Origin of the sequence: Iodobacter sp. CM08, from assembly GCF_033446605.1 — a bacterium.
Lineage (GTDB): Bacteria > Pseudomonadota > Gammaproteobacteria > Burkholderiales > Chitinibacteraceae > Iodobacter.
In genome coordinates this window covers 26,690-42,240 of sequence record NZ_JAWQUO010000021.1, presented here as the reverse complement: position 1 = coordinate 42,240, position 15,551 = coordinate 26,690, and the positions used below count along the sequence as shown (strand labels likewise).

Annotated in this window: 13 protein-coding genes; 9 read left to right on the top strand and 4 right to left on the bottom strand. The window is 48.5% G+C overall.

Annotation, left to right across the window (positions count from 1 at the left end):
• Positions 1–102: 102 nt before the first annotated feature.
• The 3 genes from R6242_RS13400 to glgB form a co-directional block, all read right to left on the bottom strand.
• Entirely contained in the window at positions 103–1,728 is a 1,626-nt protein-coding gene (locus R6242_RS13400; protein ID WP_318427576.1) for an alpha-D-glucose phosphate-specific phosphoglucomutase, read from the bottom strand.
• Positions 1,729–1,870: 142 nt separating this feature from the next.
• Positions 1,871–3,898: a glycogen debranching protein GlgX gene (gene glgX / locus R6242_RS13395; RefSeq protein ID WP_318427574.1), complete on the bottom strand. Its 2,028-nt coding sequence runs from the start codon at positions 3,896–3,898 to the stop codon at positions 1,871–1,873.
• 511 nt (positions 3,899–4,409) lie between these two features.
• The gene (glgB, locus tag R6242_RS13390; protein WP_318427572.1) at positions 4,410–6,581 is read right to left on the bottom strand and encodes a 1,4-alpha-glucan branching protein GlgB; all 2,172 of its coding nucleotides are present in this window, start codon (positions 6,579–6,581) and stop codon (positions 4,410–4,412) included.
• Between the two features lie 169 nt (positions 6,582–6,750).
• Here glgB and cysE point away from each other — a divergent pair, with 169 nt between their 5' ends.
• The 9 genes from cysE to iscX all read left to right on the top strand — a co-directional run bounded on the left by cysE (position 6,751) and on the right by iscX (position 13,838).
• Positions 6,751–7,500, top strand: a complete 750-nt coding sequence (cysE, locus tag R6242_RS13385) for a serine O-acetyltransferase (protein ID WP_293935916.1) — start codon at positions 6,751–6,753, stop codon at positions 7,498–7,500.
• 95 nt (positions 7,501–7,595) lie between these two features.
• Positions 7,596–8,081: a Fe-S cluster assembly transcriptional regulator IscR gene (iscR, locus tag R6242_RS13380; protein ID WP_318427570.1), complete on the top strand. Its 486-nt coding sequence runs from the start codon at positions 7,596–7,598 to the stop codon at positions 8,079–8,081.
• Positions 8,078–9,292 (top strand): IscS subfamily cysteine desulfurase, encoded by a 1,215-nt coding sequence (locus tag R6242_RS13375; protein ID WP_318427568.1) that lies wholly within the window; start codon positions 8,078–8,080, stop codon positions 9,290–9,292. Before iscR ends, R6242_RS13375 begins: the two co-directional genes overlap by 4 nt.
• 164 nt (positions 9,293–9,456) lie before the next feature.
• Positions 9,457–9,837: a Fe-S cluster assembly scaffold IscU gene (iscU, locus tag R6242_RS13370; protein WP_130107191.1), complete on the top strand. Its 381-nt coding sequence runs from the start codon at positions 9,457–9,459 to the stop codon at positions 9,835–9,837.
• Positions 9,838–9,985: 148 nt separating this feature from the next.
• Positions 9,986–10,309: an iron-sulfur cluster assembly protein IscA gene (iscA, locus tag R6242_RS13365; RefSeq protein ID WP_318427563.1), complete on the top strand. Its 324-nt coding sequence runs from the start codon at positions 9,986–9,988 to the stop codon at positions 10,307–10,309.
• Positions 10,310–10,507: 198 nt separating this feature from the next.
• Positions 10,508–11,041 (top strand): Fe-S protein assembly co-chaperone HscB, encoded by a 534-nt coding sequence (hscB, locus tag R6242_RS13360; protein ID WP_318427561.1) that lies wholly within the window; start codon positions 10,508–10,510, stop codon positions 11,039–11,041.
• Positions 11,042–11,117: 76 nt separating this feature from the next.
• Positions 11,118–12,980, top strand: coding sequence for a Fe-S protein assembly chaperone HscA (gene hscA, locus R6242_RS13355; protein WP_318427559.1), 1,863 nt, complete (start codon positions 11,118–11,120; stop codon positions 12,978–12,980).
• A 2-nt stretch (positions 12,981–12,982) separates the two neighbouring features.
• Positions 12,983–13,321 carry an ISC system 2Fe-2S type ferredoxin gene (gene fdx, locus R6242_RS13350; RefSeq protein WP_293935923.1) on the top strand — a complete coding sequence of 113 codons (339 nt, stop codon included), beginning with the start codon at positions 12,983–12,985 and terminating at the stop codon, positions 13,319–13,321.
• 322 nt (positions 13,322–13,643) lie between these two features.
• Positions 13,644–13,838 carry a Fe-S cluster assembly protein IscX gene (gene iscX / locus R6242_RS13345; protein WP_293935924.1) on the top strand — a complete coding sequence of 65 codons (195 nt, stop codon included), beginning with the start codon at positions 13,644–13,646 and terminating at the stop codon, positions 13,836–13,838.
• Here iscX and R6242_RS13340 read toward each other — a convergent pair.
• Positions 13,835–15,370 carry a methyl-accepting chemotaxis protein gene (locus tag R6242_RS13340; RefSeq protein WP_318427556.1) on the bottom strand — a complete coding sequence of 512 codons (1,536 nt, stop codon included), beginning with the start codon at positions 15,368–15,370 and terminating at the stop codon, positions 13,835–13,837. The two genes, iscX and R6242_RS13340, sit on opposite strands and share 4 nt — an antisense overlap.
• Positions 15,371–15,551: the final 181 nt, after the last annotated feature.

Sequence of the window (15,551 nt, the reverse complement as noted above, 5' to 3'; positions counted from 1 at the left end):
CGGCTGCCATTCTATGCATCCGCCATTTAAAATAAAAAATATGCAGCTCTATTTAAGCTTTTTATTTTCTACCCATAAAAATATATTTAAACCAACTCACCCTTAAGTCACCACGGTTGGCGCAACCATCCCAGTAAATTCTTCAATCTGAGCCAATTCTCGGGATATTTTAATTAAATCAGCTAAAGCGGCCTGTGTTTCCACGCCATGTTGGGCGATATCTGGCTGATATTTTTCTAGATAAACCCGCAGCGTAGCGCCTGCCGTGCCGGTGCCGGATAGGCGATAAATGATTCTATCGCCACTGGCAAAAATAATCCGTACACCCTGCTTAGCGCTATGCGAGCCGTCAACCGGATCATCGTAGGTAAAATCATCGGCCAGTTGAATGTCTTGCCCACCCAGCGCTTGCCCAGCCAACTCTGGCAAACGTGAGCGTAATACGGCCATTAACTGCTCGGCGGCATCACTGGCAATCTCTTCAAAATCGTGGCGGGAATATATATGCCGGCCAAAGCGCGCCCAATGCGCGCTAATGATTTCTTCTACCGATTTACCGGTTACAGCCAGCAAGTTCAGCCAAAATAGCACCGCCCAAACGCCATCTTTTTCGCGCACATGATCGGAGCCAGTGCCGTAGCTTTCTTCACCGCAAAGCGTTACCTTGCCCGCATCCAGCAGATTGCCAAAAAACTTCCAGCCGGTTGGGGTTTCATAGCAGGCAATGCCTAGGGCTTTGGCTACCACATCCACCGCTGCAGATGTAGGCATCGATCTGGCCACACCGGCTAGGCCTTTGCAATAGCCTGGCACCAGCGTAGCGTTAGCCGCCAATACCGCCAAGCTATCCGATGGCGTAACCACAAAGTTGCGGCCCAGCACCATATTGCGATCGGCATCGCCATCGCTGGCCGCGCCAAAAGCAGGCGCATCGCTGGCGGCCATGGCGGCAATTAAATCGGTGGCATGGGCAGGATTTGGGTCGGGATGATGGCCACCAAAGTCTTCTAGCGGCACGCCATTCACCACAGTGCCGCGCGGCGCGCCAAGTAGGCCTTCGATAATCTCTACGGCATAAGGGCCGGCCACGGCAGACATGGCATCAAACTGCATGCGATTACCCGCAGCAAACCATGCGCGAATCGCGTCAAAATCAAATAAGTTTTGCATCAGCAGCGCGTAATCGGCCACCGGATCAATCAGCTCAACCGCCATACTTTCCAGCGTAAAATGGCCAAGCTGGTCTAAATCTAGATCGCCTATGGCGCTGATCAAATACTGATTAAGGCTGGTGGTGCGCTGGTAAATGGCTTCAGTGATTTTTTCTGCGGCGGGGCCGCCGTTATCGGTATTGTATTTAATGCCAAAATCGCCATCTGGCCCGCCAGGGTTATGCGAGGCCGATAAGATTACCCCGCCAGTGGCGGCGTATTTGCGAATCACACAGCTGACAGCGGGGGTAGATAAAATCCCGCCACGGCCAACAATCACTTTGGCCACGCCATTGGCCGCAGCCATTTTTAAAATCAGCTGCACTGCCACCCGATTATAAAAACGCCCGTCACCGCCTAAAACCAGCGTTCCCCCTTTAAGCTCCGGTACCACATCAAAAATAGCCTGCACAAAGTTTTCTAAATAATGCTGCTGCTGAAATACGGTGACTTTCTTGCGTAAGCCCGAAGTACCCGGGCGCTGACCAGCAATAGGCTGGCTTGGGATGATGGTCATTAAGGCTACCTGATGGATGTTTTTTTATGAGTAAAGAGATGGCTACGGTGTTTTATAAAATGGCTGCGCCCGCGTCATATGGCATCTTGCGCATCCGTGTGGGCACAGGTGCCCACCCTACATGAATTACACATTTTTCAAATCAACTGCTTTCTAAAATCGTCACACTTCTTGCTGCCACGCGGCAATCGTGAGGATTGATTTCTGATTCGGCATCCCCCGTGCTGGCAAGTCTCAGGCTCCACATCCCTGCGGGCAAGCGAAAATGCACTTGGTGAGCAGATGCATTAAGCATGATGAGCAAACGCCCCCCCAACTGGACCATCATCGCCCGCCCGCCTGCATCCTGCCAGTCGTGTGAATGCAGCGGTGCGCCAGAGGGATTGAGCCACTCCACATCGGCCCTGCCCCATTCATCATGAATGCCCGTCCACCAGCGGCCAGAAATCAGCACCGCACAGGATTTACGAATCGCAATCAGCTCGCCCACGTAATCCGCAAGGCCAGGCTCGGCGGCCTCCCAATTCAGCCAATTAATTTCATTATCTTGGCAATAGGCATTGTTATTGCCCTGCTGAGTATGCCCCAGCTCATCTCCGGCCAAAAACATCGGCGTACCTTGCGCCAGCAAAACGGTTGCTAGCATAGCTTTCATACAGCGTAATCGCAAGATATTAACCCCAGCATCACGGCTAGGCCCTTCTTCGCCGCAATTCCAGCTGAGGTTATGGTTATGCCCATCCCGATTGTGTTCTTTATTCGCCTGATTATGCTTATGATTATACGAAACCATGTCACGCAGATTAAAACCATCGTGTGCACAAATAAAATTCACCACCGAAACCGGCCGCCGCCCCTGCCGATGGAATGAATCGCTGGATGCCGCAAAGCGCTGGGCAAATAGTGCTCGGTGTACGCCATCATGCAGCCAGAATTTACGCATCACATCGCGAAACTGATCCGACCACTCTACCCAGCCATTGGGAAAATGCCCCAGTTGATAGCCACCATTACCAATATCCCAAGGCTCGGCAATCAGTTTTACACCGGATAATAGTGGGTCTTGCTGAATGGCAATAAAGAACGGCGCTTGGGCGCTAAAATGATGATCGACCCTCCCTAGAATGGGGGCTAAATCAAATCTAAAACCATCCACATGACATTGGCTTACCCAATAGCGCAGGCTATCCATCACCATTTGCAATACGCGAGGGTGGCTTAAATTAAGTACATTGCCGCAGCCTGTCCAATTTTCATATTGATCTAATTGGCCGGTTCTTAATACATAGTAATTAGCGTTATCTATGCCACGCCAAGATAAAGTGGGGCCCATATCGCTGGATTCGGCGGTGTGGTTAAATACCACATCGAGTAAGACTTCAATGCCAACACTGTGGAGTGACTTAACCATATCTCTGAATTCAGATAATGGCGTCGTGCCTTCCCGCCCCGACCAATAATGTGTTTCCGGTGCAAAAAATCCTAGGCTGTTATAGCCCCAGTAATTACTTAATCCTTGCCTTAATAAATGTGATTCATCAATAAAAAAATGCACCGGCAATAATTCAATCGCCGTAATACCTATTTTTTTTAGGTGAGCCAATACCGCAGGATGAGCCAGCCCTGCATAGCTACCCCGAATATCCTCTGGCACATCAGGGTGCAGCATGGTCATGCCGCGCACATGCGCCTCGTAAACCACCGTTTCTACCCAAGGAATACGCGGCGCTTTTTCACTACCCCAGTCATAAGGCTCGGCAACCACCTTGGCTTTTAGCGCAATCGCCGCGTTATCGATTGGGTCTGGCAAACTAGGTTGGTCTTCTTGATAACCAAAGCTGCGCGGATCATTAGCAAACTCACCCACAATGGCACGGGCGTATGGGTCTAGCAATACTTTATGGGGATTAAAACGGTGGCCCTGCTGCGGAGCGTAAGGCCCATGCACGCGGTAGCCATACACTAGCCCCGTTGGTGCATCCGGCAGATAGCCGTGCCAGATGCTGTTGCTGCATTCGCTTAGCTCAAAACGCGCCGCCTCATTAATGCCCGAGGCATCAAACAGGCACAACTCAACACGCGTGGCATGCTCTGAAAACAAAGCAAAATTAACACCATCACCATCAAAGGTTGCCCCCAGCGGATACGGCGTTCCTTCTTCCAGCTTCATAGCGTGTGACCCCTGTTTAATCTTGCAATTTTCTAATTAGCAGCAGCGCTTTATTAAGTAGAACTCAAAATCTTGAACCACAGAGAACACAGAGCAAACGGGGCAACACGACGTTTTTCATCTACATGAAAAAGTTTTATAAACACATAAGTACTGAATCATTCGTTTTCAATACAGCCTAAAATCAGCATCGTCATTCCCGCGCAGGCGGGAATCCAGCTACGCTGCTGGATCCCCGACAAAAACATTCGGGGATGACGCTTGTTGAATCTGTTTAAAAATCATGAAAACTTGTTAAGTAGATAGGCAAAAGTTTTCTTGCATCGTTGTCTTGCCTTGTCGTACTAACTGTACTGCCTGCGGCTTCGACGCCTTGCCATAAAACTTTTGCACAAGTACTTATTCGCTACTTACTCGGCTAAAAAATTAAAGCCTTCTCTGTGAAACTCTGTGCTCTTCGTGTTCTCTGTGGTTCAAGGTATGGCACTCTTAATGAATTAACTATTTATTTTTATTCACCCAGCCACTTTAAATATAGGGTTGCTAATGGCGGAATGGTAATAGATATGGATTGGGGATATTGATGGCTGACAATGGTATCTGTTTGACATTCGCCATTCCCCACATTGCTGCCCTGATAATAAGTTGAATCGGTATTGATGATTTCAATATAGCGCCCCGCCAGCGGAACGCCTGTACGATATGCGTGGCGCACTTCTGGGGTGAAATTACTGATGACCAATACAAAATCATTTGAGTCCGCTGCATGGCGGGTAAAAACAAACACCGAATTCAGCGCGTCATCGCCAACAATCCACTTAAAGCCACTCGGGCTAGCATCCATTTCATATAAAGCAGGCTGGCTCTGATAGTTATGATTTAAATCGCGCACCAACGCTTGCACCCCGCGATGCCAAGCAGATTCTAATAAATGCCAGTCCAAACTATGCTGATGCGACCATTCCCTTATTTGCGCCCATTCTGAGCCCATAAATAATAATTTTTTGCCAGGATGAGCCCACATAAAGGCGTAATAGGCGCGCAAGCTAGCAAACTGCTGCCAAGTATCCCCATGCATTCGGCTCAGTATCGAGCCCTTACCGTGCACCACTTCATCATGCGATAGCGGCAATACAAACTGCTCGTCAAAGGCATACATCAGGCTAAAGGTCATCTGATTATGGTGATGCTGACGATAAATCGGGTCGAGATGCATATAGCCAAGGCTATCGTGCATCCAGCCCATATTCCATTTGTAGTTAAAGCCTAATCCGCCTTGCTTGGCCGCCCGTGTCACGCCAGGAAAAGAGGTAGATTCCTCGGCAAATGTCACGGCATGCGGGCATTCACTGGCCAGAACCTCGCTCATTTCTCGCAAAAACGCGATCGCCTGAAGGTTTTCTCTGCCACCAAACTCATTAGGCAGCCACTGCCCCGCTGGGCGTGAATAATCGCGGTAAAGCATGGAGGCCACCGCATCTACCCGCAGCCCATCCACCCCAAAGCGCTCTATCCAATAGAGGGCATTGCCGATTAAATAGTTTTTAACTTCATTGCGCCCATAGTTATAAATCAGCGTTTTCCAATCATGATGAAAGCCTTCACGCGGATCGCTGTGCTCAAACAAGGGCGTGCCATCAAATAGCGCTAAACCAAAGCTATCACTCGGAAAATGCCCTGGCACCCAATCAAGCAGCACCCCCAGATCCATAGCATGCGCGGCCTGCACAAAATAGCTAAAGTCTGCCGCCGTGCCAAAACGTGCCGTCGGCGCATAAAGACCCAGCGGCTGATAGCCCCATGAACCATCAAAAGGAAACTCGCTAATCGGCAGCAGCTCTAGATGGGTAAAGCCCAGCTCTTTTACATAGGGCAGCAGCTGCGCGGCCAACTCATGCCAGTTTAAGCAGCGTTGATCCTCTTCTGGTACACAGCGCCAAGAAGCCAAATGCACTTCATAAATAGCGATAGGTGCGTTATTCGCGGCCTCGCGGCCCTTAAATTCCGCCACTTTGCTAGGGCAACCGGCCACCACAGACGCCGTACCGGGGCGCAGCTCAGCGGCAAAGGCGTAAGGATCGGCTTTTAGATTACGCCCACCATCCATGCTCAGAATTTCAAATTTATAACAAGCGCCCAGTGGCACAGCAGGCAAAAAAATCTCCCATACCCCGCACTCTTGACGTAGACGCATGCCGTGGCGGCGGCCATCCCAGCCGTTAAAATCGCCCACCACGGCCACCCGCTGGGCATTCGGCGCCCAAACGGCAAAAGCCACGCCATCAATACCGTCGATTTGCTGCGGATGCGCGCCCAGCTTTTCAAACGGACGATGATGCGTGCCCTCCGCCAGCAGCCATACATCCATTTCGCCCAAGATAGGCGCAAAACGATAGGGATCATCCAGCAGCACCTCCTGCTCGCCCCAACTCACGGCCAGCTGGTAAGTAAATGGCTTTTTGCGCCGAGGGATGGTTCCGGCAAACAAGCCGCGGGCATCAATCATGGTTAAGGCCGCTAGGCGGCGGCCCGAAGCCTGCTCTATCACTACACAAGCGGTGGCATCGGGCAAAAAAGCCCTCACACTGAGTGCGCCATCTGCGTGCATTCCTAGCACCGCAAAAGAATCGCCATAGCAAGCGGTGCAAATGGCTTCAATTATCCCGATATCTGGCAAGTTCATGGGGGCCTGCTTATTTAAATACAACGTATTTATAAAATACTTTCATTAAAAATAAGCCACTGCTTGCGGTTTCGCTGTTTTTTGTCAAGCTTAGCCACGGATGTAAGCATTCCCCTTCTGCCGCAAAGTCGAGTAAAATACTCAACTTTGCTAACTTAGCTGCCCTCCTATGCTTGCTCGTCTGCGTGAAAATATCGCTGTGGTCTTCGACCGCGACCCTGCCGCCCGAAACATCTGGGAAGTGGTCTGCTGTTACCCGGGTTTTCATGCACTCTCCCTGCATTTGGTAGCCAATGGCCTGTGGCGGCGTGATTGCAAGCTACTTGCTCGCATGGTTTCGCACTTTTCGCGTTTTATTACCGGCATCGAAATCCACCCTGGCGCAACCATAGGCCGCCGTGTATTTATCGATCATGGCATGGGCATTGTGATTGGTGAAACAGCGGAGATTGGCGACGATTGCACGCTTTACCACGGCGTAACGCTGGGCGGCACGTCTTGGAATAAAGGCAAGCGCCACCCTACTTTAGAGCGCGGAGTGATTGTTGGGGCTGGGGCAAAAATACTCGGCCCGATAACCGTGCATGAAGGCGGCAAGGTCGGCTCTAATGCGGTGCTGGTTAAAGACGTGCCTGCCAACGCCACCGCGGTAGGCATCCCCGCCAGAATCATTGAGGAAGTGGATAAAACCCGCAAGGCCAAGGCTGAGCAAATGGGCTTTTCTGCCTATGGCATTTCTGCCGACATGAACGATCCTATCGTCAAAGCCATTCACGGCATGCTCGATCACTCTGTAACCACAGATAAGCGCATCGAAGCTATTCTTGCCAAGCTTGAACAGCTGGGTATGAACTGCGATCTAGAGCGCGCCAGTGGCGATCAGTTTGACCCTAATTATTTAAACCGGATTGTGGATTAGGCTTTCTGCAGAGGGCGCGTGTCGTGCCCCTACCTCATAATACTTGACTAAATCACTCTGGTATTTTACGATTGGGCTGTAATGAGAGGAAAATCATGCGACTGACCACTAAAGGCCGTTTTGCTGTAACGGCAATGCTAGACCTTGCACTGCGAGAATCCGCAGGGCCAGTAACGCTATCGGGCATTAGCGATCGCCAGCATATTTCGCTGTCTTATTTAGAACAGCTATTTGGCAAGCTACGCCGTCGTGAGCTGGTAGACAGCGTGCGTGGGCCAGGCGGCGGCTATTGCTTAGCCAAAAACGCCAGCCTGATTACGGTGGCAGATATTATCTTAGCGGTGGACGAGCCACTAGACGCCACCCAATGTGGCGGCAAAGAAAATTGCCATGATGAGGGTCGATGTATGACGCACGACCTCTGGGCAAGCCTCAACAGCACGATCTTTGACTACTTGGCTTCCATTACTTTGGCGCAATTAATAGACAAACATCAGGCCAAGCAAAAACGCTGCAACGACAGCATTTTACTCAGCAGCATCAAGCCTTCTCGTATTGAATCTGGAGTCACCGCAAAATGAGCGCAAACAAACCTATCTATCTTGACTACTCTGCCACCACACCGGTTGATCCACGCGTTGCGGCCAAGATGATTCCCTGTTTAACCGAGCACTTCGGCAACCCAGCTTCACGCTCACACGCCTTTGGCTGGGAAGCAGAAGCTGCGGTAGAAGAAGCGCGTGAACAAGTTGCCGCGCTGGTGAATTGCGATCCAAAAGAAATCGTCTGGACTTCCGGTGCAACCGAATCAAACAACTTAGCCCTAAAAGGTGCAGCGCACTTTTATAAAGCAAAAGGCCAGCACTTAATTACCGTAAAAACTGAACACAAAGCCATTCTGGACACCATGCGCGAGCTGGAACGCGAAGGCTTTGAAGTCACTTATCTAGATGTAAAAGACGACGGCTTACTGGATTTAGACGTACTGAAAGCAGCGATTCGCCCAGATACCATTCTGATCTCAGTGATGTTTGTTAATAACGAAATCGGCGTGATTCAAGACATCCCTGTCATTGGCGAATTGTGCCGCGAAAAAGGCATTATTTTCCATGTAGATGCTGCGCAAGCTACCGGCAAAGTAGCGATTGATTTGGCCGTGCTTAAAGTTGATTTAATGAGCTTTTCTGCGCATAAAACTTACGGCCCTAAGGGCATCGGGGCGCTGTATGTACGCCGCAAACCACGGATTCGCTTAGAAGCACAGATGCACGGCGGTGGCCATGAAAGAGGGTTTCGCTCTGGCACGCTAGCGACCCACCAGATCGTGGGTATGGGTGAAGCGTTCCGCATTGCCAAAGAAGACATGGGCATCGAGCTGGAACGCATGCGTATGCTGCGTGATCGCCTGTGGGCAGGTTTATCTGATATCGAAGAAGTCCACCTTAACGGCGATATGGAGCAACGCGTTCCGCATAATCTGAACGTTAGCTTTAACTACGTTGAAGGTGAATCACTGGTGATGGCATTAAAAGAGCTGGCTGTATCTAGTGGCTCTGCGTGTACATCGGCTTCTTTAGAGCCGTCTTATGTATTACGCGCCCTTGGCCGCTCGGATGAGCTGGCTCACTCGTCGATCCGCTTTACCATCGGCCGCTTTAATACCGTGGAAGAGATCGACTTTGCGATTACTTTAATTCGCAGCAAAATCGGCAAACTGCGTGAGCTGTCGCCGCTTTGGGATATGTATAAAGAAGGCATCGATATCTCCACCATCGAATGGGCAGCTCACTAATTTAGCGACGGCTCCCAGCCCTATGCTGCGTTGCAAAGCCGCTCGTTTACAAAAGTAAACATCGTGGCTTCGCGCCTTGCCTAGGACTGCGATCCATCGCTAAAAAGCGATACGAGCAAGTTTAAAAGTACTCCGAGTAACAACCGAATGAAGAGGCACACAAAATGGCATACAGCGAACAAGTTCTAGACCACTATGAAAACCCACGCAATGTTGGCGCGTTTGAAAAAGGCGACGATAGCGTAGGCACTGGCATGGTTGGTGCTCCGGCCTGTGGCGACGTAATGAAGCTGCAGATCAAGGTGGGTGCAGACGGCATTATTGAAGACGCTAAGTTTAAGACTTACGGCTGTGGCTCGGCGATTGCGTCATCTTCCTTGGTTACCGAATGGGTAAAAGGCAAGACGCTAGAGCAAGCTTTAAGCATTAAAAACACGCACATTGCTGAAGAGCTGGCTCTGCCACCAGTAAAAATTCACTGCTCCATCTTGGCAGAAGATGCGATTAAAGCGGCAGTAGCAGATTACAAGACTAAGCACGGTTAAATTGATCAAGACTGGGCTTAGCCCCATCTTATCAACTTAAAAATGAAAACAATTGTAGGGTGGGCAAAGGCGGGATATCTTGCCCACGCGGATGTACTGGGCAAATAAAATGCCCCTCCCCCACCCTAAGAATGCAAGGAGACAAAAAATGGCTCTTACATTAAGCGAAAGTGCAGCAACCCATATTTCTAACTTTCTGGCAAAACGCGGCAAGGGTCTTGGCGTGCGTCTGGCGGTGAAGACTTCGGGCTGTTCCGGCATGGCGTATAAGCTTGAATTTGTCGACGTTACTAACGAGACCGACCTAGCATTTGAAAGCTTTGGGGTAAAAATCTTCACCGACAGCAAATCCTTGGCCTACTTAGATGGCACCGAGCTGGATTTCACTAAAGAAGGCCTGAATGAGGGGTTTAAGTTTAATAACCCAAATGTGAAAAACGAATGTGGCTGTGGTGAAAGCTTTAACGTTTAACCACGACTTAAGCAATACAAAAAACCCAAACCTTGCACCACAGAGGATACAGAGAACACAGAGTTACACGGAGTACAGCACAGCCCCATAGACAACAAGTCTAAAATTTGGCCTTCTCCGTGAAACTCTTTTTCCTCCTTTTGCTCCGTGTTTTAAAGATTTGGGTTTTAAAGCCCCTCTCCCCCCGCTAGAAACGCCATGAACTTCGACTTTACGCAAAACCACTTCACCCTTTTCAATCTGCCTGCCCAGTTTGCGCTCGATCAGCGCACGCTTGACGGCAATTATCGCGCCCTCTTAGCCCAGTACCATCCTGACCGCTTTGCCAGCGAAAGTGATGCGGTGCGCCGCATGAGTTTGCAAATTGCCACGCAAGTAAATGAAGCGTATCAGACCTTAAAATCACCGATTGCGCGTGGCCGCTATTTATTAAAGCTGGCAGGGGTAGATACTCAAGAAGAAAGCAATACCGCCATGCCCATCGATTTTTTAATGAATCAGATGGAGTGGCGCGAAGCTATTTCTGAAGCAAAATCCACACAAAATATTGATCGCCTCGAAAGCATAGGCCGCGAGCTAGCACTTGAAACCAGCGCGCTGGAGCAACATCTAGCCAGCTTACTTGATGAAACCCATGATTTAAGCGCGGCCACCGTGGCCGTGCGCAAATTACGCTTTATGGAAAAACTAGAGCAGGAAATTGGCGACGCGATAGAAACATTGCTGTTTTGATCCGGCATAGGTACGGCATGCCGTGCCCCTACTTTGTTATAAAAAGCATCGCCCAACGCTCTCTTACGGATAAAACATGGCCTTACTACAAATTTCTGAGCCTGGACTATTTGCCGAGCCACATCAACACCGCCTTGCCGTCGGCATTGATCTTGGCACGACCAACTCCTTAGTGGCTTCGGTCAAAAGCGGCAGCGCAGCCTGTTTGCCTGATGAACAAGGCCGCACGCTGTTGGCCTCAGTGGTGAACTATGGCAAGGATGGCGTCATTCGCGTTGGCAGCAGCGCCATTGCCCGCCAAAACGATGATCCAAGCAACACCATCAGCTCAGTCAAGCGTTTTATGGGCCGCGGCATCAATGATATTGCGGATTTAGCGACGCCTTACCGTTTTGTTGACGAGCCTGGCATGCTCAAAATATCCACCCGTGCGGGAATAAAAAGCCCAGTTGAAGTTTCGGCCGATATTCTGCGTGCACTCAAAACCCGAGCGGAGCAAAGCTTAGGCGGCGATTTAGTCGGAGCCGTGATTACCGTACCCGCCTATTTTGATGATGCACAGCGCCAAGCCACCAAAGACGCCGCACGCATCGCGGGCCTCAATGTGCTGCGTTTACTGAACGAGCCCACCGCAGCTGCCATTGCCTATGGCCTTGATAATGGCAGCGAGGGCACTTACGTTATTTACGACTTAGGTGGGGGCACCTTTGATGTGTCGATCCTAGAGCTGACCCGTGGCTTATTTGAAGTACGTGCAACCTCTGGCGATTCAAAGCTGGGCGGCGATGATTTCGATCATCGTATTTACTGTTGGATTTTAGAACAGGCAGAGCTTTCCGCACTAAACGCCCACGATGCCCGCGTACTGCTCACGCGCGCGCGCGAAGCCAAAGAAGCCCTGTCTGATCACCCAAGCACCCGTATTACTGCGGTGCTCAGCGAAGGCGTGGTGGTTGATGTGGAGCTTAGCGTTGAAACCTTTCATGAAATCACCTGCACTCTGGTTAGCAATACCATCACACCGGTACGCAAAGCCTTACGTGATGCCAAGCTGCAAGTGAGCGACATCAAGGGTGTAGTCATGGTGGGCGGCGCCACTCGCATGCCGCAAATCCGCCATGCCGTAGCCAATTTTTTTAAGCAAGAACCCCTTACCAACCTAGACCCCGATAAAGTAGTCGCCATTGGCGCGGCCATCCAAGCCAATGTATTGGCGGGCAATAAAGGGGACGATGAGTGGCTGCTATTGGATGTGATTCCGCTCTCGCTGGGCCTAGAAACCATGGGTAATCTGGTTGAAAAAATCATCCCAAGAAATAGCACCATCCCTACTGCCCGCGCTCAGGAATTCACCACCTTTAAAGATGGCCAAACAGCGATGGCGATTCATGTATTGCAAGGTGAGCGTGAGTTAGTCAGCGATTGCCGCAGCCTAGCGCGTTTTGAATTACGCGGCATCCCCCCCATGGTGGCAGGTGCGGCGCGGATTCGCGTCAGCTTTCAAGTAGATGCCGATGGTTTATTATCGGTTTCTGCCAAAGAGCTCTCATCCGGTGTAGAAGCCAGCATTATGGTGAAGCCGTCTTACGGCCTATCTGACGATGAAATCAGCAACATGCTGAGCGATTCCATGAAAAATGCCAACGCTGATGTGCAGGCACGTAAGCTCGCTGAAGCGCTAGTTGATGCCAGCTCAATTGTAAACGCCACCCAAGCCGCACTAGCCAGTGACGCTCATTTGCTCAACGCCCAAGAGCTCAGCCACATTGAAAATAGCTTAGCCACGCTACAATCGAGCATGCAAGCCACGGATGCCAACGCCATTCATGCCGCTACTGAAAAACTGAATGAAATCACCGGTGATTTTGCAGCAAAGCGGATGGATGCAGCAGTAAAACGCGGGCTAGCTGGCCAGAATATTGCAGACTTTAAGGATTAATCATGGTTCAAATTGTTGTTCTACCTCACCCCCAGCTCTGCCCTGAAGGCGCCGTGCTTGAAGCCGAAGCAGGTATCTCGATTTGTGATGTACTGCTACAAAACGATATCGAAATCGAACACGCTTGCGAAAAATCCTGTGCCTGCACCACCTGCCATGTGATTATCCGCGAAGGTTTTAACTCCTTAGCGCCATCGGACGAGCTAGAAGACGATATGCTGGATAAGGCATGGGGCTTAGAATCTGAATCGCGCCTTTCTTGCCAATCCATTGTTGAAGACACTGATTTAGTGGTAGAGATTCCCAAATACACGGTTAATCATGCACGTGAGCATCATTAATCATTGATGCTACGCACAAGGGTTTTTTAGTCCACGAAAAACACAAAAAACACGAACAGATACCGCATGCGCATTACTTTTTGAGTGATTTGGATACTGGTGCTGAATATCTAATAGTGATTAAGCAACGCATCATGCTAAAAAGCAGAGGGAGATTATCCTCTTTTGATCCGTTTTTCTTTCGTGCATTTAGTGTTTTTCGTGGACAAGCAAGTTTTTGATCTTACTGCGTAACGTCCGTTAATAAAAAACCAAACTGCGCCAAATAAACACCTATTATTTTATTTCAGCCGATGTTTAATACAGATTAAGGTACCGAAAAATGAAATGGACAGACTCGCGTGAAATTGCTATCGCTTTAGCCGATAAATACCCAGACCAAAACCCAGAAAACATACGCTTTACTGATTTAATGCAATGGGTACTAGAGCTGGAAGATTTTAATGACGATGCCAAGCATTGTGGTGAAAAGATATTAGAAGCCATCCAACTAATGTGGATCGATGAAGCAGACTAACGAACTGAAAAGCGCCCAATTGCTTTTAACAAAGGCTCGGTGCTTTGTTTTAGATTTTTAGCAAATTCAGATGTAGACAGCGTACTTTGCTGAGTAAACTGCGTTTGCTCAGCAAAGACACTCATATTATCCGCAATATTACTGACCGCCGACATTTGCTGGCTCATAGCCTGATTTAGTTTAATTAAATTCGATTGAAAATGCTCCGCTTCATTATTAATTTGTTTAATAACCTGATCTATCGCCCCATTTTTTTCGCTCTGGTCAGCAAGTGATTCCCCATCGGCTATGGTGCTTAAATCATCATAAATCAATCTGCTAATATCCAGGGTAGCATCTGCAGTCTGCTCTGCTAGTTTTCTAATTTCCGCCGCTACAATAGCAAACCCCTTGCCCTTTTCCCCTGCTCTAGCAGCCTCAATTGCAGCATTCAGTGCCAGCATATTTGTTTGCGCCGCAATTTTTTCAATCAGTTTTACAATTTGCTTAATTGCAATTGAGCGATCCAACTGCTTACCTGCTGTATTTAGAACATCTAAAGTTCTTTGATGCGTTTCATTAAAAATACGCTCTGTATCTTCACCAATCCGGCATACCAAACCTGCGGTATTAGTCAACTCGCGCAAGGTGGCCGTATTAGTATCCATCATATTTGATTGCTGCTTTGCATGAGATAAAGTGTTATCACAGCTTTGATGAATTTGCTGCACGGAGCTACCTACTAAGCTAGCCTGCTCTTGAATAGCTTGAATTAAATGAATTAAGCTTAAGCGCATATATTCAAAGGATTCTTCTGCTGCACCAATCTCATCCTCGCTTTGTTTGCTCAGTGGTTGATGTAAGTCACCTTGAGCGCAATAACGGATATTTTGCGAAAACTGAATAATCATGCGAGAAATATTACCACCCAAGCGCCATGCTATTACGGAGGAAAGGCATAATGAAATTATTGAGAAAAGGATAAAGCCTTGGCTAAACTTCTCTAAATCGGCTAAGTTATTGACTTGCTCTTCTTTTACCCTATCACGTTGTAATTTAAGCTGCTGGCTTAACAAATAATTAAATGCAGAGAAACTCGTATCTGCCGATAAAACCAACATCACAGATAAATTATCATCGGCACCTAACATATCCATCGCATTACCTATCATTACCCGATATTTTTTAAGACCCTCTTGTAATTGCACCACACTATTTACGCTTACGCCTTTGAATTTTAACAAACCAATTTCGTTATATAACGCATCAGTTCTAATCAATAATGTATCCGCAATGCGTTTATTTTTTTCTGGATCTCTGTTTATTTTCATATTAGCCAAAAGTTGATAAACATCCCCTCTTAGCATATACACCTCACTTTCAATTCTATTGAGTCCATCAGCATACTCAAAGTCTTTTTGATATAAATCACCAATAGAAACCACCTGTTTATTCACCCAATAATAAGCCACCAGTGCCATACATAGTATTAAACATGTAGATAGCAAGGCGGGCAGCATTATTTTATATCTGATAGATATTTTGCTAAGCACTTAGCCCCCTTTCATACATTTAATGATTAATAAATTTTTATGCATAACTAAATTTAATATTAAAAAAATAACAACTTGACACTTATTTTATAAACCCTGATATTCTTTACAATATTATTTTTTTCTTCGCTTAGCACAAAATCACCTCTATTTACTCTGGAAAAACCTTAGCATTAACTTT